Annotated in this window: 16 protein-coding genes; 8 read left to right on the top strand and 8 right to left on the bottom strand. The window is 66.6% G+C overall.

Going from position 1 to position 21,713, the window contains the following annotated elements:
* Positions 1-2,250 (top strand): ATP-dependent DNA helicase, encoded by a 2,250-nt coding sequence (locus tag ACFPU0_RS09485; protein ID WP_377692677.1) that lies wholly within the window; start codon positions 1-3, stop codon positions 2,248-2,250.
* Between the two features lie 95 nt (positions 2,251-2,345).
* Here the strand turns inward: ACFPU0_RS09485 and ACFPU0_RS09480 are convergent, their stop codons facing one another.
* Positions 2,346-3,035, bottom strand: a complete 690-nt coding sequence (locus ACFPU0_RS09480) for an endonuclease (RefSeq protein WP_377692676.1) — start codon at positions 3,033-3,035, stop codon at positions 2,346-2,348.
* 290 nt (positions 3,036-3,325) lie between these two features.
* Between ACFPU0_RS09480 and ACFPU0_RS09475 the strand changes: the two genes are divergently transcribed.
* Positions 3,326-3,637 carry a transcriptional regulator gene (locus ACFPU0_RS09475; protein ID WP_377692675.1) on the top strand — a complete coding sequence of 104 codons (312 nt, stop codon included), beginning with the start codon at positions 3,326-3,328 and terminating at the stop codon, positions 3,635-3,637.
* A gap of 135 nt (positions 3,638-3,772) precedes the next feature.
* Here ACFPU0_RS09475 and ACFPU0_RS09470 read toward each other — a convergent pair whose 3' ends face one another.
* The 6 genes from ACFPU0_RS09470 to ACFPU0_RS09445 all read right to left on the bottom strand — a co-directional run bounded on the left by ACFPU0_RS09470 (position 3,773) and on the right by ACFPU0_RS09445 (position 11,358).
* Complete coding sequence (locus ACFPU0_RS09470; RefSeq protein WP_377692674.1) at positions 3,773-4,654, bottom strand: DMT family transporter; 882 nt, start codon at positions 4,652-4,654, stop codon at positions 3,773-3,775.
* Between the two features lie 589 nt (positions 4,655-5,243).
* Positions 5,244-6,419, bottom strand: coding sequence for an L-lyxonate dehydratase (locus ACFPU0_RS09465; RefSeq protein ID WP_377692672.1), 1,176 nt, complete (start codon positions 6,417-6,419; stop codon positions 5,244-5,246).
* Positions 6,420-6,443: 24 nt separating this feature from the next.
* A complete protein-coding gene (locus tag ACFPU0_RS09460; RefSeq protein ID WP_377692671.1) occupies positions 6,444-7,769 on the bottom strand; it encodes an MFS transporter in 1,326 nt (441 codons plus the stop codon).
* A 289-nt stretch (positions 7,770-8,058) separates the two neighbouring features.
* Positions 8,059-9,072 (bottom strand): 4-hydroxythreonine-4-phosphate dehydrogenase PdxA, encoded by a 1,014-nt coding sequence (locus tag ACFPU0_RS09455; protein WP_377692670.1) that lies wholly within the window; start codon positions 9,070-9,072, stop codon positions 8,059-8,061.
* Entirely contained in the window at positions 9,069-10,034 is a 966-nt protein-coding gene (locus tag ACFPU0_RS09450; RefSeq protein ID WP_377692669.1) for an amidohydrolase family protein, read from the bottom strand. The genes ACFPU0_RS09455 and ACFPU0_RS09450 overlap by 4 nt, the downstream gene beginning before the upstream one ends.
* The gene (locus ACFPU0_RS09445; protein ID WP_377692668.1) at positions 10,027-11,358 is read right to left on the bottom strand and encodes an MFS transporter; all 1,332 of its coding nucleotides are present in this window, start codon (positions 11,356-11,358) and stop codon (positions 10,027-10,029) included. Before ACFPU0_RS09445 ends, ACFPU0_RS09450 begins: the two co-directional genes overlap by 8 nt.
* Positions 11,359-11,641: 283 nt before the next feature.
* Between ACFPU0_RS09445 and ACFPU0_RS09440 the strand changes: the two genes are divergently transcribed.
* The 6 genes from ACFPU0_RS09440 (at position 11,642) to putA (ending at position 20,859) form a co-directional block, all read left to right on the top strand.
* Complete coding sequence (locus ACFPU0_RS09440; protein ID WP_377692667.1) at positions 11,642-12,655, top strand: Bug family tripartite tricarboxylate transporter substrate binding protein; 1,014 nt, start codon at positions 11,642-11,644, stop codon at positions 12,653-12,655.
* 48 nt (positions 12,656-12,703) lie between these two features.
* Positions 12,704-13,225 carry a tripartite tricarboxylate transporter TctB family protein gene (locus tag ACFPU0_RS09435; RefSeq protein WP_377692666.1) on the top strand — a complete coding sequence of 174 codons (522 nt, stop codon included), beginning with the start codon at positions 12,704-12,706 and terminating at the stop codon, positions 13,223-13,225.
* Positions 13,222-14,745, top strand: coding sequence for a tripartite tricarboxylate transporter permease (locus ACFPU0_RS09430; protein WP_377692665.1), 1,524 nt, complete (start codon positions 13,222-13,224; stop codon positions 14,743-14,745). Before ACFPU0_RS09435 ends, ACFPU0_RS09430 begins: the two co-directional genes overlap by 4 nt.
* Positions 14,746-14,963: 218 nt before the next feature.
* On the top strand, positions 14,964-15,908 hold the full coding sequence (locus ACFPU0_RS09425; protein ID WP_377692664.1) for a LysR family transcriptional regulator: 945 nt from the start codon (positions 14,964-14,966) through the stop codon (positions 15,906-15,908).
* A 79-nt stretch (positions 15,909-15,987) separates the two neighbouring features.
* Positions 15,988-16,557: a TetR/AcrR family transcriptional regulator gene (locus ACFPU0_RS09420; protein WP_377692663.1), complete on the top strand. Its 570-nt coding sequence runs from the start codon at positions 15,988-15,990 to the stop codon at positions 16,555-16,557.
* A 324-nt stretch (positions 16,558-16,881) separates the two neighbouring features.
* Positions 16,882-20,859: a trifunctional transcriptional regulator/proline dehydrogenase/L-glutamate gamma-semialdehyde dehydrogenase gene (putA, locus tag ACFPU0_RS09415; protein ID WP_377692662.1), complete on the top strand. Its 3,978-nt coding sequence runs from the start codon at positions 16,882-16,884 to the stop codon at positions 20,857-20,859.
* A 314-nt stretch (positions 20,860-21,173) separates the two neighbouring features.
* Here the strand turns inward: putA and ACFPU0_RS09410 are convergent, their stop codons facing one another.
* A complete protein-coding gene (locus ACFPU0_RS09410) occupies positions 21,174-21,707 on the bottom strand; it encodes a PaaI family thioesterase (protein ID WP_377692661.1) in 534 nt (177 codons plus the stop codon).
* Between the last annotated feature and the right edge of the window lie 6 nt (positions 21,708-21,713).

Raw genomic sequence — 21,713 nt, 5'->3', positions numbered from 1 at the left:
ATGACCTACAACGTCGCCGTGCGCGCCCTGTGCGAGTTCACCGCCAAGTGTGGCGACCTCGACCTGCGCTTCACCCCTGCCCCCACCGCCCAGGAAGGCATCGCCGGACACGCCCTGGTAGCCAGCCGCCGCGGCGAGGGCTACCAGGCCGAACTGGCCCTGAGCGGCGAGTTCGGCCCCCTGCGCGTGCGCGGCCGCGCCGATGGCTACGATCCGGCGCGCAACCGCCTGGAAGAAGTGAAGACCTATCGCGGCGACCTGCAGCGAATGCCGGACAACCACCGGCAACTGCACTGGGCCCAGGTGAAGGTTTATGGCTGGCTGCTCTGCCAGCAACAGGAGCTCACCGAGATCGAACTGGCGCTGGTGTACTTCGATGTCGGCAGCCAGAAGGAAACCCTGCTTACCGAACGCCATCGCGCCGAAGACCTGCGACGGTTCTTCGAGGAACAGTGCCGGCGTTTCCTTGCCTGGGCCGAGCAGGAGCTGGCGCATACCCGGGCCCGGGACATGGGCCTGGAAGCCCTGGCATTTCCCCATGGCGCCTTCCGCCATGGCCAGCGCCAGCTCGCCGAGGCGGTGTACAAGGCGGCCAGCACCGGCTGTTGCCTCATGGCCCAGGCACCCACCGGCATCGGCAAGACCCTGGGCACACTCTTCCCCTTGCTCAAGGCCGTGCCACGCCAGTCGCTGGACAAGATCTTCTTCCTCGCCGCCAAGACCCCGGGCCGCCAGTTGGCCCTGGATGCCCTGGAGCAGCTTCTCTCCCGGCCCTTGCGCGTGCTGGAACTGGTGGCCCGCGACAAGGCCTGCGAATACCCGGGCAACGCCTGCCACGGCGAGTCCTGTCCCTTGGCCGCAGGCTTCTATGACCGCCTGCCGGAAGCCCGCCAGGCGGCGGCGGAGCGACACTGGCTGGACCGCGACAGCGTGCGAGAAATAGCCCTCGGCCACCAGGTCTGCCCCTATTACCTGGCCCAGGAAATGGCACGTTGGAGTGACGTGGTGGTCGGCGACTACAACTACTACTTCGACTCCAGCGCCCTGCTCCACGGCCTGACCAGCGCCAACCAGTGGCGCATCGCTGTGCTGGTGGACGAAGCCCACAACCTGGTGGAGCGGGCGCGCAAGATGTACTCGGCCGAACTCGATCAGCTGGACCTCAAGATCTTGCGCAAGACGGCCCCTGCCGTGCTGAAAAAGTCCCTCGAGCGGGTCGGCCGTCTCTGGAGCGAGCTGAACCGGGAGCAGGCCGAGGAGTACCGCGCCTACGACGCACCGCCAGACAAGCTGCTCAATGCCCTGCAGGGTGCGGTCACCGCCATCACCGACTACCTGAGCGACAACCCCACGGCCCTCGACAGCGCCCTTCAGGACTTCTACTTCGAAGCCATGCAGTTCGGCCGCATGGCCGAGCAGTTCGACAGCCATTCGCTGTTCGACCTGAGCAAGCGCCCCGGCAAGGGCGGCCGCAGCCTGTCACGCCTGTGTCTGCGCAACCTGGTACCGGCCCCCTTCCTGGGCCCGCGCTTCGCGGCCAGCCGCTCCACCGTGCTGTTCTCCGCCACCCTCGATCCGCGCCACTACTACAGCGACCTGCTGGGGCTGGCACGCAACACGCCCTGGCTGGAGGTGGACTCGCCCTTTCGTGCGGAGCAGCTGCAGGTCCGCGTGGCCGCCAACCTGTCCACCCGCTACCAGCACCGCGCCGCGTCGGTGGCGCCCATAGCCCGGCTGATATCCCGGCAATTCGCGGAGCGCCCGGGCAACTACCTGGCGTTCTTCAGCAGCTACGACTACCTGCAGCAAGTCGCCGGCCTGTTCGCCCGCGAGCACCCGCAGGTGCCCATCTGGCTGCAGGCGCGACAGATGGATGAAGCCGAGCGCCAGGCCTTCATCCAGCGCTTCGAAGCCGGCGGCAGGGGAATAGGCTTCGTCGTGCTCGGCGGGGCCTTCGGCGAAGGCATCGACTTGCCGGGCGAACGCCTGATCGGCGCCTTCATCGCCACCCTCGGCCTGCCACAACTGAATCCGGTGAACGAACAGCTCAAGCAGCGCATGGCCGAACTCTTCGGAGCCGGCTACGACTACGCCTATCTCTATCCCGGCCTGCAGAAGGTGGTGCAAGCGGCCGGTCGGGTCATCCGCACGACCGAGGACCGGGGCGTGGTGCACCTGATCGACGACCGCTTCGCCCGGCCGGACGTGCAGCGGCTGCTACCCAGCTGGTGGGCAATCGATAACGTGTAGAGGCGAATTCATTCGCCAAGCAGGCCGCAGGTCTGCCCACCCTCTCCCAGAGGGAGAGGGGAGAAAGCGGTCCGCCGGGTTGCCCGCAGCGTGTCCTAGCGCCGGCAAGCACCCATATCCACCTTGCCCACGAACGGATTGCCATAGCCCATCACGCAGGCCACCCGCTGGTTGCGGTTGCGCTCCCAGGCTTCCACCGGATACTGGCGGTTCCAGGCGTTGTAGAGCTTGCGGTCCTGGCTGGACAGGCGCAGGTCGTAGCGGTCGCTCATGTAGAAGTAGGTACGGGCGATCATCCCGCGGATCTGCTGGCGCGGCATCGCCTTGCGTGCCTTGAAGTCCACCACCATGGGGCAGGCGCCATATTGGCCGGGTTTCTGCGGCAGCCAGGCGAAACTGTAGTTGCTGCGGTCGCCATTCACCTCGCCGATGCTCGGCACCAGGTTGTGCAGGTCGGCCTCGGCGCGCCGGTAGGTGGGATCGTTCTCGGCGCAGTTCTTGCGGCCGCCGTTCTGCCAGCACTGGCGCTGATGGCCGATCACCCAGGCCGGCACTATGTGCTCCCACTCGATGCGCCTGGCCCTCTGCGGGGCCTTCCGCGGCACGTAGCCGCAGCTCTTCAGGTCCACCCGATTGCCTTCGTAGCGGCAGCCGCAATAGAACTCCACCGGGTGGGTGGCATAGAGCTTCCAGGCGACCTTCTTGGCCTCGTTGAAAGTACGGGGAGCGGCGGCTTCTGTTGCGGCGGAAAACAGTAGGCAAAACAGCAGGATAGAGCGAATCATCAGGCTTCTTTCTTTCCGGTACTGCGTCAGTGGGAAATGACTGACAACAGATTTTTCCTTTGGTTTGGTTGCCATCAGACCGCGGCAACTGCTATCTGTATAAATATACAGTAATTCAGGAAAAGTCCTATGCCTGTATCAGCCCCGATCCGATTGCCAATCCCAGATCAACCTGCTCCATCGAACATCCCATTGCCTTACCAGCTACCGCTGCCCTTCCCGCCCCGCGGCCAGGTACAACCCCTGCACGCCAGCCGGCGGCTGCACTGATTCCACGCGAGGCCCCAGAGATGCTGGATGTACGCCAGTTGAAATACACCGTGAGCCGCATGGCGCCGGAAGAGATACGCGAAGCCGTGGAAGAACTGCGCCTGGAAGGCCTGGTCACCGACGGCAAGACGCCCTTCGGCCGCCTGCACTTCAACACCTGCCTGGCGGAAATCGAGGCACTGTTCCAGCGCGCCGGCTATCACCGGCAGCTCGATGTGGTGGGCTATCAGGGCCAGGCCTACGCCCTGTTCGACCCGGCCCGCTGGGAGCCGGTACAGGTGTTGAGGTGGCTGAAGGACTATGTGGATTCGCGAGAGATCGAAAGCGCCTAGTCGTGGGCTGAGGTCCGTCCTTCGCACTGATCGTAGGGGGATAGAGCTTTTTCTATCCACCACCGGAGCGGCCCCTGACCTCGCCGGTGGACATGAAAAACGATGTCCACCCTACAACCGTGCCCAGCACACGCCTCAGCGCTTCTGCGCATAGGCCATGAACAGCCCGCTGCCGACGATGATGGCGATGCCCAGCAGCCCGACCTGGTCCGGCGCATGCTTGAACAGCAGCAGGCCCAGCAGGCCGGCGAAGACGATCTGCCCATAGCCGAAGGGCGCCAGCAAGGGTGGGGATGCATGGCGGAAGGCCTGGGTCAGCAGCATGTGCCCGCCCATGCCGCAGGTGCCGAGCGCCAGCATCAGCAGGCTGTGGCCGAGGCTGTCCGGCAGGTGCCAGAAGAACGGCACCAGGGCGCTCATCACCAGGGTGTTGGTCAGCCCGGTGATGAAATTGCTGGTGGCCGAGCTGTCGGTTCGGGAAACGATGCGCGTCAGCAGCTGGTAGAAGGCGAAACACACGGCCGCCGAGAGGGGGAAGAGGATCGCCGGGGTGAACAGCGCACTGCCCGGCCGCACGATCAGCAGCACCCCGCCGAACCCCACCAGCACCGCCGCCCACTGGGCGCGGGACACCCGTTCCTTCAGCAGCGGCACTGACAGCGCTGTGACCAGCAAGGGCGCCAGGAAGATCACCGAAGTCGCCTCCGCCAACGGGATATGCCGCAGACCTGTGGTGAACAGCAGGCTCACCCCGACCAGGCAGAGTGCTCGCGCCACCTGCAACAGCGGGCGCCTGGTGCGCAGCACACGCGTGCCCTCCCTCGGCAACAGGAAGCCTGCCATCAGCAGGGTGTGCACCAGGTAACGCACCCAGACCACCATGACGATGGGATAGAAGGCCGACAGGTACTTGGAAATCGCGTCGTGGCTGGAAAACAGGAAGGTGGCCAGGCAGACCAGGACAATGCCTTTCAGCGGCTGGTCGATGCGTGGCGACAGGGGGCTTTGCGAGCTCATCAAGGGTCCGGGATGTCTGCGGCGATGGACTTGGTAGCAGACTAACGATTAGGCGCCTCAAGATATCGGCTAAGCCCCGGAGACTCAAGGGCCGGACAGCGGGGCGAACCCTGCAGGAGCGAATTCATTTGAACTTGGGAAACCACGTCCTTGGGGCGTGGTCATGAGTCAGCGGCTCTGCCTGTGACGATTCGAATACCCAGGCTAGCAGGATGAAGCCTATGCGGTAGGGTGCGCCGTGCGCACCGGCGGTTTCAATCCCGGAATCGGTGCGCGCAGCGCACCCTAGGGTCCAGGCCAGGCGAAAGGGGGCGGTCTTGTGCAGGGGGAGGATTCGCCCTCTTCCAGGGGGCTAGCGCAAGTCCACGTTCTACGAACGTGGATGTTTACTCGCGATCCTGGCCGCAGGCCCGGCCTGGAATCACAAGGGGCAGCGGCGCTGCCCTTCGCGAATGAATTCGCTCCTACAAGATGCCGCCTTACGAACTGGCCGACATGAAAAAAGCCCCAGCAGGTGCCGGGGCGAACCGGGCGCCCGGGACCGCCGACACAACCTGGCCCAGGGCTGCCCATGGGGCTGGAGAGCCCGTCACTCGATGATGTTGAAGTCCTTCAGGTGCTCGTCGGAGATCTCCAGGCCCAGGCCCGGCAGGTTGTCATCCAGCTGGATATAGCCGTCGACCGGCTGCGGCTCGCCCTTGAACACGTAGTAGAAGAGCTCGTTGCCGACCTCGACGTCGAACACCGGGAAGAACTCGGCCATGGGCGAAGCGGTGCTGGCCATGGTCAGGTGGTAGTTGTGCATCTGCCCGGCGTGGGGGATCACCGGCACCGACCAGGCTTCGGCCATGGCGTTGATCTTGCGCGCCGCGGTGATGCCGCCGACGCGGTTGGTGTCGTACTGGATCACGTCCACCGCGCGGCGCTCCAGGAGGTCCTTGAAGCCGTAGGAGGTGAACTCGTGCTCGCCGCCGGAGATCGGCATGATGCCCATCTTCTTCAGCTCCACGTAGCCTTCGATGTCGTCGGCGATCACCGGCTCTTCCAGCCAGCGCGGCTCGAACTCGGCCAGTTTCGGCAACATGCGGCGGGCGTACTCCAGGGTCCAGCCCATGTAGCACTCGAGCATGATGTCCACGTCCGGGCCGGCCAGCTCACGCAGCGCGCGAACCTGCTCGATGTTCCTGCGCATGCCCGCCGGGCCATCCTTGGGCCCGTAGCCGAAGCGCATCTTCAGCGCGGTGAAGCCCTGGTTCAGGTAGCCCTGGGCCTCTTCCAGGAACAGGTCGAGGTTGTCGTTGGCGTAGAGCTTGGAGGCGTAGGTCCAGATCTTCTCCTTGGTGCGGCCGCCCAGCAGCTTGAACACCGGCTTGTTCACCGCCTTGCCCATGATGTCCCAGATGGCCAGGTCCACCGCCGAGATGGCGGCCATGCCGATGCCCTTGCGGCCCCAGGCGTGGCTGCGGCGATACATCTTCTGCCAGATGTACTCGTAGTCGAAGGGGTCTTCGCCGATGGCGATGGGCGCCAGGTACAGGTCGATGATCTCCTTGGCCACACGCGGGGCCAGGGCGCAGTTGCCGATGCCGACGATACCGGTGTCGGTCTCCACCTCGACTACCAGCCAGCCGTGGAAGCGGAACGAGCCCATGGCGTCGCCACGCTCGAAGAGGATGTCGGTGGCGTTGGTGCAGAAGTGCGCCTGGGGCGGCACCACCTTGCCCTTCCACTCGAATACGCGGGTACGGATGGATTTGATCTTCATGGTCACAGCTCCTTTCACTGCATGTCAGTTCGCGCGGGCCGGCTTGAGCGCCGTCTCGTCTGCGGTTTTTCGGGTGTTCAGGCGGAGGATCAGCAAGGCGCCGATCACAGCGACCACGGCCAGGGCGAACATGCCGGCACGGGGGTCACCGAACTGGGTCTCCATCAGGGTCTTCAGGTTGGGCGCGACGAAGCCGCCGAGGTTGCCCAGGGAGTTGATCAGGGCGATGCCACTGGCTGCGGCGGCACCGCTCAGGTAGCCGGTGGGGATGGTCCAGAACAGCGGCTGCACCGAGACGAAGCCGGAGGCGGCGAAGCAGAAGGCGATCACCGCGAAGGCCAGGTTGGGGCTCAGGGCCGAGGCGGCGATGCCGGCGGCGGCCATGGCCAGCATGCAAACGGCCAGGATGCGGTGCTTGCCGGTGCGGTCGGCATGGCGGGTGACCAGGCGGGTCACCACCAGGGCGCAGGCCCAGGGGATGGCGGTGAGCAGCCCGACATTCAGGCCGACGTTGCCATCGAGGAAGCTGGCGATGCGGGTGGGCAGGTAGAAGACCACGCCGTACACGCTCATCTGCACGGTGAAGTAGACCAGGCAGAACTTCAGCACCTGGCCGCTGCGCAGGGCACTGAGGAAGCCGTGGGGGCTGTGCCCGCGCTTCTGTGCGTCCTCTTCGGCCAGTTTCTCTTCCAGCGCGGTCTTCTCTTCCTCGCTGAGCCAGCGGGCATGGCGTGGGCGGTCCACCAGGTAGAAATAGGCGGCGATACCCACCACCGAGGCCATCAGCCCCTCCACCACGAACAGCCACTGCCAGTTGGTCAGGCCGAACACGCCATGGAACTCCAGCAGCCAGCCGGACAGCGGCCCGCCCAGCACCAGCGCCAGGGGCAGGCCGAAGTAGAACAGGCCCAGCGCCTGGCCGCGGCTCTGCGCGGGGAACCAGTAGGTGAGGTAGAGGATGATGCCCGGGAAGAAACCGGCCTCGGCCACGCCCAGCAGGAAACGCAGCACGTAGAAGGCCATGGCACTGTCGGCGAACATCATGGCCGCCGACACCAGGCCCCAGGTCACCATGATCCGGCACAGCCAGACGCGGGCGCCGAGGCGGTGCAGCATCAGGTTGCTCGGCACCTCGAAGCAGGCGTAGCCGATGAAGAAGATGCTCGCACCGAAGGCGAAGGCGGCATCGCCAAGGCCGGTGTCGGCCTGCAGGAAGGTGCGCGCGTAGCCCACGTTGGCCCGATCGATGAAGGCCAGCACGTACATCAGGATAAGGAAAGGCAGCAGCCGCAAGCGGCTCTTGGCGATGGCCGATGAAAGCACATCGGGCAGGGAAGTCGTCGTTGTCATTGTTGTGTCCTTCTGGAGCCGGTGATCGCCTTGCGAGGCAGCAAGGCGGGCTTCTTGTAGCTGTTCCAACGAGGCGCCAGGCGCTTTCGTCAAGGCCGACTCTAGCCAGCGCGGCGCCCGGCGAATAATCACTTGTGCTCAGTCAGTGATAACCCCAGGAAATACATATCCGATAGACATCTTTCCGAGAGTTATCGATCACAGATCACCGGAGCAGCACGAAAACCGCGCTCACCCGGAAGGGTGGCGCGGCATCGAAAAGCGGGAGGAGATAGTGGTGGCGCGGGCCTCAGGCCCGATTGCGCCCCATGCGGCAAGCGATCTCGAAGGCCTGGCGGGTGGCGCCGACATTGGCCCTGCCCTGCCCCGCGATATCGAATGCGGTGCCGTGGGCGGGAGTGGTGATGGGGATGGGCAGGCCACCCTGCACGGTGACCCCACGGGAGAAGCCCATCAGCTTGATCGCGATCTGGCCCTGGTCGTGGTACATGGTCACCACCGCGTCGAAGGCCCTGGCGTCGCCCTGCACCTTGAGGAAGATGGTGTCCGCCGGATAGGGCCCGTCGGCGTCGATGCCCTGCTCCTGCGCCGCGCGCACGGCGGGACCGATGATGTCCAGCTCCTCGCGGCCGAAGCTGCCGTTGTCGCCGTTGTGCGGATTGAGGCCGCAGACTCCGATGCGCGGTTTCTCCAGCCCGCTGCGCTTGAGCGCGGTGTCGATCAGGCGAATCGCTTCCACCACCCGCTGCTGACTCATCAGGCCCGGCACCTCGGCCAGGGCCACGTGGGAGGTCACCCGCGAAGTCCAGAGGTTGTCCAGCACATTGAACTCGCAGAAGGGGCCGTGGAAGTCCAGGTACTCGGCGAACCAGTGCAGCTCATCGCTGTGAGCCATTCCGGCCATGTGCAGCGAGGTCTTGTTCAGCGGGCCGAACAGGATGGCGTCGGTGACCCCGTCGGCGGTAAGGCGCAGCGCCACCTCCAGGGTGTCCAGGCTGTAGCGGCCACCCACCACGCTGGCCTCGCTGCGCGGGAACGGGCCTTCGGCGGCGCCGCGGAAGTTGTAGAACAGCGGGACCTCGTCGGTGAATTCCAGCTCGTCCGGGGCGGTCACCGGCCGGTAGGGAAACTCGCAGCCGGCGATTTGCATGCCCCTGCGCATCTCCGCCTCGTCGGCGATCAGCAGCACCCGGGCCTGGCGGCGCACCTCGGGTTCGGCCAGCAGCCGGGCGATCAGCTCCGGACCTATGCCGGCGGGGTCGCCCAGGACCATGGCGATACGGGGAAGGCGGGTGTTGCTCATGCGGTCGTCCTCATGTCGGTAGCGCCCTGCGGCAGGCGGAAGGCCGTGGGCTGGGTACGGTAGATGCGTTGCGCGTTGCTGCAGAAGAATCGTTCCTGCGCCGCGTATGGCAGGTCGGCGACGATGCGCTTGAAGCCGCCGTAGATGTCGTCGAAGGAGCCGCAGAGGCTATCCACCGGGAAGTTGCTGGCGAACATGGCCCGCTCGCCACCGAACATGGCGATGGTCTCGCGCACTATCCAGGCGTTGTCCTCGGCACGCCAGGGCTTGCCGGCCTGGCCGATGCCGGAGATCTTCACCGCCACGTTGGGCAGTTCGGCGAAGCGCGCCATGGCGGCGTGCCAGCCGGCCAGGCCCGCTTCGCTGCGGTCCGACGGCAGCCCGGCGTGGTTGAGGATCAGCAGGGTTTCCGGGAAATCCCGCGCCAGGGTCTCGGCCTCCGGCAGGTTCCACCAGGGGGTCTGCAGATCGAAGTGCAGAGCGTGGCGGGCGAGCTCCGCATAACCCCGGCGCCAGCCCTCGTCGCTCATCAGGCTGCGGCATTGGCCGACCTCGTCCGGCCGCGCCGGGCCACCGGGCTTGTGGCGCACGCTGCGCACCCGCTCGAAGTCTGCCTGGGCGGCCAGCACCTCGGCGGCGTCCGGCGCATCCAGCCAGGCCTGGGCCACCACCGCGTTGGGCGCACCATAGCGGGCCGCCACCTGGTGGATGAAACGGGTCTCGCCGATGGGATCACGCGGGTCCCACTCGGTTTCCACATAGACCGTGGCCACCACCCGGTGCTCGCCGGCGTCTGCCAGGTAATCCTCCGGGAAATAGCGGCGCTTGATAGCGCTGTAGTCGCCATAGCGGAAGGGGATGTTCGCCTCCGCCGACAGCCAGGGGTGGTAGTTGCGCTGCGGGTCCCAGAAGTGATGGTGGGCGTCGGTAATGGGGCCGTCGTAGAGCCGTTGCTCAGGCATCTTTCACCTCGTTGTTGTCCAGGCCGATGAGCAGGGTGCCGACGACGAACAGCGCCGAGCAGCCGGCGAAGAAGCCGAGGACGCCGGCATAGCCGCCGAAGTACTGGAGGATCACGCCGACTAGGATCGGCACCAGGATGCCGCCCAGGCTGCCGGCCAGGTTCATCACCCCGCCGATCAGGCCGACCCGCGCCGGCGCCGCCAGCAATGCCGGGAAGCTCCAGTAGAGGCTGCCCCACATGAGGAAGAAGGCGGTCAGGCAGAGCAGCGCCACGGCAGCGTAGGCGTCGTGCAGGGTGGGCAGCAGCATGAAGGCGCCCAGCGCCACCAGGCCGGAGAGCGTCAGCAGGCCCTTGGCCGCCAGGCCACGACGGACGCCCTTGCGGATCAGGGCGTCGCAGAGGAAGCCGCCGCAGAGCGAACCCGCCGCACCGCAAAGGAAGATGATGAAGGTGGCGGCGCCTATGCCCTTGATGTCGAAGCCGCGGGCCTGGGCCAGGTAACTGGGGCCCCAGGTGAGCAGGCCGAAGAACACCATGGCCCAGCTGGCGCGGCCCAGCAGCATGCCGGAGAGGGAACGGGCGGCGATGCCGAGGCCCTTCACCTGCTGGCGGGCGGCCTGGGCGACCGAGCTGCTGCGGCCGGCGTTGATGCGCTCCAGCTCGGCGGCATTGACGTCCGGGTGCAGCGCCGGGTCATCCCGCAGGTAGCGCCAGGCCAGCCAGGCCATGGCCAGGGTGGCGATGCCGGCGACGAAGAAGGCGATGCGCCAGGAGCCGAGCACGGCGATCAGGTAGGCGATGATCAGGCCGCCCAGGGCGACGCCCAGCGGTCCGCCGCAATCCATCAGCACGGCGCCGCGGCTGCGCTCGCCGGGCGCCAGCCAGAGGGAGTTGAGCTTGCCGCCGGAGGGGAACAGCGGCGCTTCGGCGGCCCCCAGGGCGACCCGCGCGAAGAGCAGCGAGAGCCCACCGGTGGCGAAGGCGGCCAGGGTCTGGAACAGGCCCCAGAGGCCGGTGGACCAGCCGATCACCCGGCGCGGGCCGTAGCGGTCGATCAGCCAGCCGCCGGGGATCTGCAGCAGGGCATAGGCCCAGAAGAAGCTGCTGAGAATCAGCCCCTGCATGCTCGGCGAGAGGTCGAACTCCTTGCCGATGGTAGGCATGGCGATGGACAGCGAGACGCGGTCGATCAGGTTGATCACCGTGAGGGCGAAGATGATGGCGAAGATCCGCCAGCGGACGCGGGAGGGACGCGCCGTCCCGGCGTGGTCGGTGGAAGCAGGTGTAGGGGGCAGGCTGTGCGCTGCACTCGGATGAGCCATGGCTCTGACCTCTTTATCGTTCTTGTAGTCGGTGTTGCCGGCAGGCCTGGGCGCTGTCCGGCATGGGGGCACTATTTCAAGGCCGAGCGATAACCGTCTAATCAAAACTCCTCATAGGCGTATTCCCTGGGGATATACATCAACCTCTGCAGCCCATCCAACGGCTCTACCGGGGCAACCGATAACCCCAAGCTATCGCTGTATGCGATTTATTGAGTAGACGGAATATTTCGCCCTTCCCACACTCGGCCCCACTTATAACAAGCACAAGAAGAGGCCCATCATGCGAACTCCCCCTGTTCGTCATTTCGCTCACCTGCTCACTGGCTGCGCCCTACTCTGCTCCACCGCCATCCCCGCCTTCGCCAGCACCTGGCAACCGGAAAAGAACGTCGAGATCGTCGTCGCCGGCGGTCCCGGCGGCGGCACCGACCAGCTCGGCCGCCTGATCCAGTCGATCATCAGCCAGCACAAGCTGCTGGACGTGAACACCGTGGTGATGAACAAGGGCGGCGGAAACGGCGCCGAAGCCTTCCTCGACATGAAGCTGGCCAAGGGCGATCCCGAGCGCCTGGTGATCGGCACCAACAACGTCTACCTGCTGCCCCTGGTGGCCAAGCTCGGCTACCAGTGGACCGACCTGACCCCGGTGGCCGCCGTCGCCGAGGACGACTTCATCCTCTGGACCTACCAGGGTGCGCCCTGGGTGGACGCCAAGGGTTACTACGAACAGGTCAAGGCCGACCCGGCGAAGATGCGCATGGGCGGCAGCCAATCCAAGGACGTCGACCAGACCCTGACCCTGCTGCTGAACCAGACCACCGGCAGCAAGCTCACCTACATCCCCTTCAAGAGCGGTAGCGAAGCGGCCACCCAGTTGGCCGGCAAGCACATCACCTCCAACGTCAACAACCCGGCCGAAAGCCTCAGCCAGTGGCGCGGCAACCAGGTGCAGCCGCTCTGCGTGTTCAGCCAGGCGCGCATGACCTACACGGAGAAGGTCGCCGGCGACAAATCCTGGGCCGATGTCCCCACCTGCAAGGAGCAAGGGCTGGAGGTGGACCAGTACCGTTTCCCCCGCACAGTGTTCATGGCCGGCGACATCACTCCCGAGCAGCGCGACTTCTATGTCGAGCTGCTGCGCAAGGTCAGCCAGACGCCCGAGTTCAAGGCCTACGTCCAGCGCAACGCCCTGGTACCCACCTTCCTCGCTGGCGACGAGTTGACCGCCTACATCGAGAAGGACACCGCCCGGGTGACCCCGGTCTTCCAGCAGGCCGGCTGGCTGCGCAAGTGATCCAGCACGGGCGCCGCCCCGCGCGGCGCCCGCCAGTGGAGTGAGACCATGTCCAGAAACCACGATTCGTCCGCGCTGGTCGGCACCCGCTGGGTGGAAGCCGGCCTCGCGCTGTTCACCGCCGCCCTGGGCGGCGTGGTGATGGCCGGCAGCCATGCCAGCGGTATCGGCTGGGGCGACGCCGGCCCGGAGCCGGGCTACTTCCCCTTCTATATCGGCCTGCTGCTGACCACCGCCAGCCTGGCCAACCTGCTGTTGACGCTGCTGCGCTGGCGCGCCCTGGGCGAAGCCTTCGTCAGCCGTGGCGCGTTCCGCCAGGTGCTGGCGGTGTTCCTGCCCATCGCCCTGTACATCGCCTGCATGCCCTTCACCGGCATCTACCTGGCCTCGGCGGGCTTCATCGCCTGGTTCATGTGGCGCGACCGCCAGCGCGAGCAACGCTACGGCCTGCCGGCCATCCTCGCCGTTTCCTGCGGCGCGGCCCTGGCCAGCTACCTGATCTTTGCGCTCTGGTTCAAGGTGCCGCTGCAGGCCGGTCCGCTGGCCATGCTGGGAGGACTGCTGAAATGAGCGAACTCGAAGCCCTGATGCACGGCATGAACCTGATCCTCACCCCGGGCCACATCGGCCTGATGGTGGTGGGGGTGCTGCTGGGCATACTGGTGGGCGTGCTGCCCGGCCTGGGCGCGCCCAACGGCGTGGCCCTGCTGCTGCCGCTGACCTTCACCATGGAGCCGGTGTCGGCCATCATCCTGCTCTCCTGCATGTACTGGGGGGCGCTGTTCGGCGGCTCGATCACCTCGATCCTGTTCAATATCCCCGGCGAGCCATCGTCGGTTGCGACCACCTTCGACGGCTACCCCATGGCCCGCCAGGGCAAGGCCGGCGAAGCGCTGACCGCCGCCTTCACCTCTGCCCTGCTGGGCGCCCTGGTGGGCGTGCTGCTGTTGACCTTCCTCTCCACCCGCATCGCCGAATTCGCCATGGCGTTCAGCTCGCCGGAATTCTTCGCCGTCTACCTGCTGGCCTTCTGCACCTTCATCGGCATGAGCAAGAACCCACCGCTGAAGACGGTGGTGGCGATGATGATCGGCTTCGCCATGGCCGCGGTGGGCATGGATACCGTGTCCGGCGACCTGCGCCTGACCTTCGACCAGAGCTGGTTGCTGTCGGGCATCAGTTTCGAAGTGGCGGTGATCGGCCTCTTCGGCATCGGCGAGATCCTCTGCACCGTGGAAGAAGGCCTGGTGTTCCGCGGCGAGCGGGCGCGCATCACGCCCATGGTGATCTTCCGCACCTGGGCCAGGCTGCCGCGCTTCTGGCTGAGCTGGCTGCGCAGCGCCCTGGTGGGCTGCTGGATGGGCATCACCCCCGGCGGGCCGACGGCTGCGTCCTTCATGAGCTACAGCCTGGCGCGACGCTTCTCGAAGAACCGCGAGAATTTCGGCAAGGGCGAGATCGAAGGGGTGATCGCGCCGGAAACCGCCGACCACTCCGCGGGTACCAGCGCCCTGCTGCCGATGCTGACCCTCGGCATCCCCGGCTCGGCCACCGCCGCGGTGATGCTCGGCGGCCTGATGATCTGGGGCCTGCATCCGGGACCGACGCTGTTCGTCGAGCAGCACGACTTCGTCTGGGGCCTGATCGCCAGCATGTACCTGGGCAACGTGGTCAGCCTGATCGTGGTGCTGGCCACCGTGCCGCTGTTCGCCTCGATCCTGCGCATCCCCTTCTCGATCATCGCCCCGATCATCGTGATGGTCTGCGCCATCGGCGCCTACTCGGTGCACAACTCGATGTTCGACGTCGCGCTGATGCTGGGCTTCGGCGCCCTGGGCTACCTGTTCAAGAAGCTCGGCTACCCCATCGCCCCGCTGGTGCTGGCGGCCGTGCTGGGAGACAAGGCCGAGGACGCCTTCCGCCAATCCATGCTGTTCTCCAATGGCGAGCTGGGCATCTTCTGGTCCAACCCGCTGGTGGGCAGCCTGACCACGGCCGCCCTGCTGATGCTGTTCTGGCCGCTGCTGGCGCGCGGAGCCAAGGCGCTGGCCGGCGTGAATCGCGTCAAGGTGCAGCGCTCGGCGCCGTAGCCCTTCGCAGGATGGGTCGGGCGGCGTTCAGCAAGCCTGCGAGACCCATCACGGGAATCGATGGGTATCGCTCCGCTCCGCCCATCCTACGGCCCTGTGGGAGCGAATTCATTCGCGAATGAATTCGCTCCCACAATCCGATTCCACGCTCCCCGCCCCTTGGCAACGCCTGGCGATTCTTGTCAGGCTTGCCGCTCCCTGACTGCCGAGCCCCGTCCATGTCGCGCATCCCTGAAGCCGCCCTCATCCATAGCCGTCTGCGCCTGCGCCAGCTTCGCCTGATGCTCGCCCTGGAAGAGTTGGGTTCGCTGCGCCGCGCCGCCGACGAAATCGGCATGACCCAGCCGGCGGCGACCAAGATGCTCCACGAGGCCGAGGGCCTGCTCGGCGTCGAGTTGTTCGAGCGCCTGCCCCGCGGCATGCGCGCAACCCCCTTCGGCGAGACGGTGATCTACTACGCGCGCATGGTCTTCGCCGAACTCTCGGGCATGCGCGAAGAGCTGGCGGCACTGGAATCGGGCAACCTCGGCCGGGTCACGGTGGGCGCCATCCCGGCGCTGGCCTCCGGCCTGCTCACCCGCACCATCGCCACCCTGAAGAAAAGCCACCCGCGCCTGTCCATGAGCATCCAGGTGGATACCAGCGACGTGCTGGTCCAGGCCCTGCAACAGGACCAGCTGGACCTGGTGCTGGGGCGCATCCCCACCGGCGCGCGGGCCGATGACCTGCTGTTCGACAGCCTGGGGGAAGAAGAGCTCTGCGTGATCGCCGGCGCCCAGAACCCCATCGCCAACGCCGAGAACCTGACCTGGACCGAGTTGCAGAACATGACCTGGGTCCTGCAGCAACACCCCAGCCCGATGCGCGCCATCGTCAACCAGGCGTTCCACAATGCACGGGTCGACATCCCCAACAGCATCGTCGAGACCACGTCCATCATGACCCTGCTCTCGCTGCTGCAGCAGACCGACATGATCGGCGTCACCCCGCGCTCGGTGGTGGAGGACTACCCCGGCCGCCACCTGCTGGCAGTGCTGCCCATCGCCTTCGAACCACGCCTGCCGCCCTTCGGCCTGATCACTCGCCGCCATCGCATCAAGTCCTCGGCGATGCAGGCCTTCATCAGCGCGGTGAAAGCGGAGCAGGCCCTGGCGGAGGACTGACCGGGCATCGAACCGACTCGCACAATCGCGGGAGGTGGAATTACAATCACCATATCAATGCTCCGACAAGGTGATCGCCATGCGCTACCCCGAAGACCACAAGGCCGAGACCCACAAACGCATCGTCGCCGAGGCGTCCCGCCGCTTCCGCGCCGACGGCATCGACGCTACCGGTCTGCAGCCGCTGATGAAGGCCCTGGGGCTGACCCACGGCGGTTTCTACGCACACTTCAAGTCCAAGGACGCCCTGGTGGAGGAGGCGCTGCAGGCGGCGGCGAACGATGCCAACGCCCAGTGGACCAAGGCCTTCGCCAAGGAGCAGCCTCTGAAGAACTTCGTCGAACGCTACCTCTCGCCCCAGCATCGCGCGCACCCGGAGCAGGGCTGCCCGCTGCCAACCATGGCGGCTGAGCTGGGTCAGCGCGGTAATGCCAGCCCCATCACCGATGGCGTGCTGGCCGGTCTGCTGGAACGTATGGAGAAGGAAACCGGCAGCAACGAGCAGAGCCTGGCCATGCTCGCCACCTTGGTGGGCGCCCTGACCCTGTCCCGCAGCGTAGCCAGTGAGGAACTGTCCGACCGCATCCTGGACAGCGCCCGCCAGAGCCTCCTCGCCCAGGTCGAGGCCGCGCAAGCCGCCAAGGCCTGACGCCGCCGGCACCACCCGTCGCCTGCCGCTCCACGCCCTCGGCATCCGCCGAGGGCCGCCTATGCTTTCCAGATCGGGACCGAAGCCGGCTGCACCCGGGTTGCACCCCACATCTTCCAGCCCGCTTGCCGCTGTATAGCCCTCGGAATCCCTGGCACTCACCAGGACAGGGTGCAACCATTTCCGGACACAACTTCGACCTTTTGTCCGGACAGCGTCGTCTGACACGCAACCTTTGGTTGCACCCGGTTGCACCCCTTGTAGGACATCGCTACTCTTTGCGCCGCTAACGCCGTGCGACCACGGCTGAAAAGAGGACAAGAAATGGCTACGAGCACCACCCTTGGCGTGAAACTGGACGAGGCAACCCGCGATCGTCTCAAGGAAGCTGCGCGCAGGATCGAGCGCACCCCGCACTGGCTGATCAAGCAAGCGATCTTCAGCTACCTCGAGGCTCTGGAAAGCGGCATGACCCTGCCGGAACTCCAGGGTATCGCCCAGCGCCTGGCCGAGGGTGACCACGACGCGCTCGAAGCCCTGCCCGAGTCCGCCCACCAGCCGTTCCTCGATTTCGCCGAAAGCATCCTGCCGCAATCCGTGCTGCGCGCCGCGATCACCGCCGCCTACCGCCGCCCCGAGCAGGAAGCCGTGCCCATGCTGCTGGAGCAGGCGCGCCTGCCCGCCGAGATGGCCGAAGCCGCCTACAAGCTGGCCTATGGCATCGCCGAGAAGCTGCGCAACCAGAAGAGCGCCGGCGGCCGCGCCGGCATCGTCCAGGGCCTGCTGCAGGAGTTCTCCCTGTCCTCCCAGGAAGGCGTGGCGCTGATGTGCCTGGCCGAAGCCCTGCTGCGCATCCCGGACAAGGCCACCCGCGACGCCCTGATCCGCGACAAGATCAGCACCGGCAACTGGCAGCAGCACCTGGGCCAGAGCCCGTCGATGTTCGTCAACGCCGCCTCCTGGGGCCTGCTGATCACCGGCAAGCTGGTATCGACCCACAACGAGACCGGCCTCTCCAGCTCGCTGAACCGCATCATCGCCAAGAGCGGCGAGCCGGTGATCCGCAAGGGCGTGGACATGGCCATGCGCCTGATGGGCGAGCAGTTCGTCACCGGCGAGACCATCGCCGAGGCCCTGGCCAACGCCACCAACTTCGAAGCCAAGGGCTTCCGCTATTCCTACGACATGCTCGGCGAAGCCGCGCTGACCGAGGAAGACGCCCAGCGCTACTACGCCTCCTACGAGCAGGCCATCCACGCCATCGGCAAGGCCTCCCACGGCCGCGGCATCTACGAAGGCCCGGGCATCTCCATCAAGCTCTCCGCCCTGCACCCGCGCTACAGCCGCGCCCAGTACGAGCGCATGATGGGCGAGCTGTACCCGCGCCTCTTGTCCCTGACCCTGCTGGCCAAGCAATACGACATCGGCATCAACATCGACGCCGAGGAAGCCGACCGCCTGGAAATCTCCCTCGACCTGCTCGAGCGCCTCTGCTTCGAGCCGTCGCTCAAGGGCTGGAACGGCATCGGCTTCGTCATCCAGGCCTACCAGAAGCGCTGCCCGTACGTGATCGACTACGTGATCGACCTCGCCCGCCGCAGCCAGCACCGCCTGATGATCCGCCTGGTGAAGGGCGCCTACTGGGACAGCGAGATCAAGCGCGCCCAGGTCGACGGCCTGGAAGGCTTCCCGGTCTACAGCCGCAAGGTCTACACCGACATCTCCTACATCGCCTGCGCGCGCAAGCTGCTGGGCGTGCCCGAGGTCATCTACCCGCAGTTCGCCACCCACAACGCCCACACCCTGTCGGCCATCTACCAGATCGCCGGGCAGAACTACTACCCGGGCCAGTACGAGTTCCAGTGCCTGCATGGCATGGGCGAACCCCTGTACGAGCAGGTGGTGGGCAAGGTGTCCGAAGGCAAGCTGAACCGTCCGTGCCGCATCTACGCGCCGGTCGGCACCCACGAGACGCTGCTGGCCTACCTGGTCCGCCGCCTGCTGGAAAACGGCGCCAACACCTCCTTCGTCAACCGCATCGCCGACCACAGCATCTCCATCAAGGAACTGGTGGAAGACCCGGTGGCCAGCGCCGAAGCCATGGCCAGCGTCGAAGGCGCCCTCGGCCTGCCGCACCCGCGCATCCCGCAGCCCAAGGCCCTGTATGGCGAGGCCCGGGTGAACTCCAGCGGCATCGACATGGCCAACGAACACCGCCTGGCCTCCCTGTCCAGCGCCCTGCTCTGCGCCGGCCACGCCGATTGGCGCGCCCAGCCGATGCTCGGCTGCCCGGCCAGCGAAGGCCCGAGCGAGCCCGTGCTGAACCCGGCCGACCACCGCGACGTGGTCGGCCACGTGCAGAACGCCACCACCGCCGACGTCGGCAACGCCGTACTGGCCTCCATCACCGCCGCGCCGATCTGGCAATCCACCCCGCCGGTGGAGCGCGCCGCCGCCCTGGATCGCGCCGCCGACCTGATGGAAGCCGAGATGCAGCCGCTGATGGGCATCCTCGTCCGCGAAGCCGGCAAGACCTTCGCCAACGCCATCGCCGAAGTGCGCGAGGCCGTGGACTTCCTGCGCTACTACGCCGCCCAGGCGCGCCACGACTTCGCCAATGACAGCCACCGCCCGCTGGGCCCGGTGGTCTGCATCAGCCCCTGGAACTTCCCCCTGGCGATCTTCACCGGCCAGGTGGCCGCGGCCCTTGCCGCCGGCAACACCGTGCTGGCCAAGCCGGCCGAGCAGACCCCGCTGATCGCCGCCCAGGCCGTGCGTATCCTGCTCCAGGCCGGCGTGCCGGAAGGCGTGGTGCAGCTGCTGCCGGGCCTCGGCCACACCGTGGGCGCTGCCCTGGTGAGCGATGAGCGCGTGAAAGGCGTGATGTTCACCGGCTCCACCGAAGTCGCCGGCATCCTCGCCCGCAACGTCGCCGGCCGCCTGGACGCCCAGGGCCGCCCGATCCCGCTGATCGCCGAAACCGGCGGCCAGAACGCCATGATCGTCGACTCCTCCGCCCTCGCCGAGCAGGTGGTGACCGACGTGATCGCCTCAGCCTTCGACAGCGCCGGCCAGCGCTGCTCCGCCTTGCGCGTGCTGTGCGTGCAGGAAGACGTGGCCGACCGCGTGGTGGAAATGCTCAAGGGCGCCATGGCCGAGTGCCGCATCGGCAACCCCGAGCACCTGAACGTGGACATCGGCCCGGTGATCGACGCCGAAGCCAAGGGCAATATCGACAAGCACATCCAGACCATGCGCAGCAAAGGCCGCAGCGTGTTCCAGATCGCCCGCACCGAGGGCGACGTGATGCAGCGCGGCACCTTCGTGATGCCGACCCTGATCGAACTGGACAGCCTGGAAGACCTGGAGCGCGAGATCTTCGGCCCGGTGCTGCACCTGCTGCGCTACAAGCGCGAGGACATGGACGCCCTGCTCGACCAGATCAACGGCACCGGCTACGGCCTTACCCTGGGCGTGCACACCCGCATCGACGAGACCATCGCCAAGGTGGTGGACAAGGCCCATGCCGGCAACCTCTACGTCAACCGCAACATGGTCGGCGCCGTGGTCGGCGTGCAGCCCTTCGGCGGTGAAGGCCTGTCCGGCACCGGTCCGAAAGCCGGCGGCCCGCTCTACATGTACCGCCTGCTGGCCACCCGCCCGGTCGACGGCGTGAGCCGCACCTTCCAGCGCCTGGACGGCACCAGCGTCGCCGACACCCTGCAGCGCACCGCCCTGCAGGAGCGCATGGGCAAGCCGCTGGACGCCCTCAAGGCCTGGGCCGCGAAGAATGGCAAGGAAAGCCTGGCCGGCCTCTGCGACAGCTTCGCCGAGCTGTCCCAGAGCGGCCTGAGCCGCGTGCTCCCCGGCCCGACCGGCGAGCGCAATACCTACGTGCTGCTGCCCCGCGAGACCGTGCTCTGCCTGGCCGACGACGAGGCCGACCTGCTGACCCAGCTGGCCGCTTCCCTGGCCGTCGGCAGCAGCGTGCTCTGGGCCACCAGCGAGCTGACCGGCAAGCTGCGCGGCGCCCTGCCGAAGGCGGTGCAGGCGCGCATCCAGCTGGTCGCCGACTGGAACCAGCCCGAAGTTGCCTTCGATGCCGTCCTGCACCACGGCGACTCCGACCAGCTGCGTGGCGTCTGCCAGCAGGTCGCCTCCCGCAAGGGTCCGATCATCGGCGTCCAGGGCCTGTCCCACGGCGAGACCGCGATCCCGCTGGAGCGCCTGCTGATCGAGCGCGCCATCAGCGTCAACACCGCCGCCGCCGGCGGCAACGCCAGCCTGATGACCATCGGCTGACGACACCGCTCCACCCCGGCGCCCGCTCACGAGGCGGGCGCCGGATGCAACAGCGGAGGCCCTGCCTCCAGGCGGACCGTCCTCACCCGGGCGCATCCGCCCCACTCTCTCTTCGACGGTTGGCCGTCATCCACTGACGGCAAAAGGGGGCACGCCACAAGCGCGCCCCCTTCTTTTTTGCTTCCGAATGGCAGCGACCGATGTAGGGGCGAATTCATTCGCCAAGCAGGTCGAAGGCCTGCCCCATTGACCCTGAAGGGGGCAGCTACGCCGCCCTTGGCGATTGAAATCGCCCCTACAGAGTCATACCGCGCTTATTTCCCACCCAGGATCAGGCAGGTGGTGGAACCGGTCGCATAGAGCTTGCCGTCCACATCGTAGATACGCCCTTCGGCCAGGGCGGTGGAGCGGCCGACATGGATGATCCGACCTTCGGCACGTATCGGGCCGGTCTTCTCCGTCAGGGCACGGATGTAGCTGATGCGCAGGTCGGTAGTGGTATAGCCCTGCCCTCTTTCCAGGTTGGCGTGAATGGCGCAGCCCATGGCCGAGTCCAGCAGGGTCGCGGCATAGCCGCCGTGGACGGAACCGATGGGGTTGTAGTGCCGCATCTGCGGCACGCCCTGGAACACGAAACGCTCCTTCGACCATTCAATGGGCACGAAGCCCATCAGCTCGCCTATGGGTGGCGCCGGCAGCTCGCCTTGGCCGATACCGTCGAAGAACTCCATCGGACTGAGCGTCGCCACCTCCGCAATGCTCATGGTTCCTGGCTTGAGGCGCGCGCGGATCTCCGCTTCGGCCGCCAGCCAGACTTGCAGTTTTTCTTCGCGGGACAGATCGCTCATCGGTTT

The organism is Pseudomonas sp. GCM10022186 (genome assembly GCF_042656385.1).
Lineage (GTDB): Bacteria > Pseudomonadota > Gammaproteobacteria > Pseudomonadales > Pseudomonadaceae > Metapseudomonas.
The sequence above is the reverse complement of the archived record's forward strand: the minus strand, read 5'-3'. Positions and strand labels throughout refer to the sequence as shown.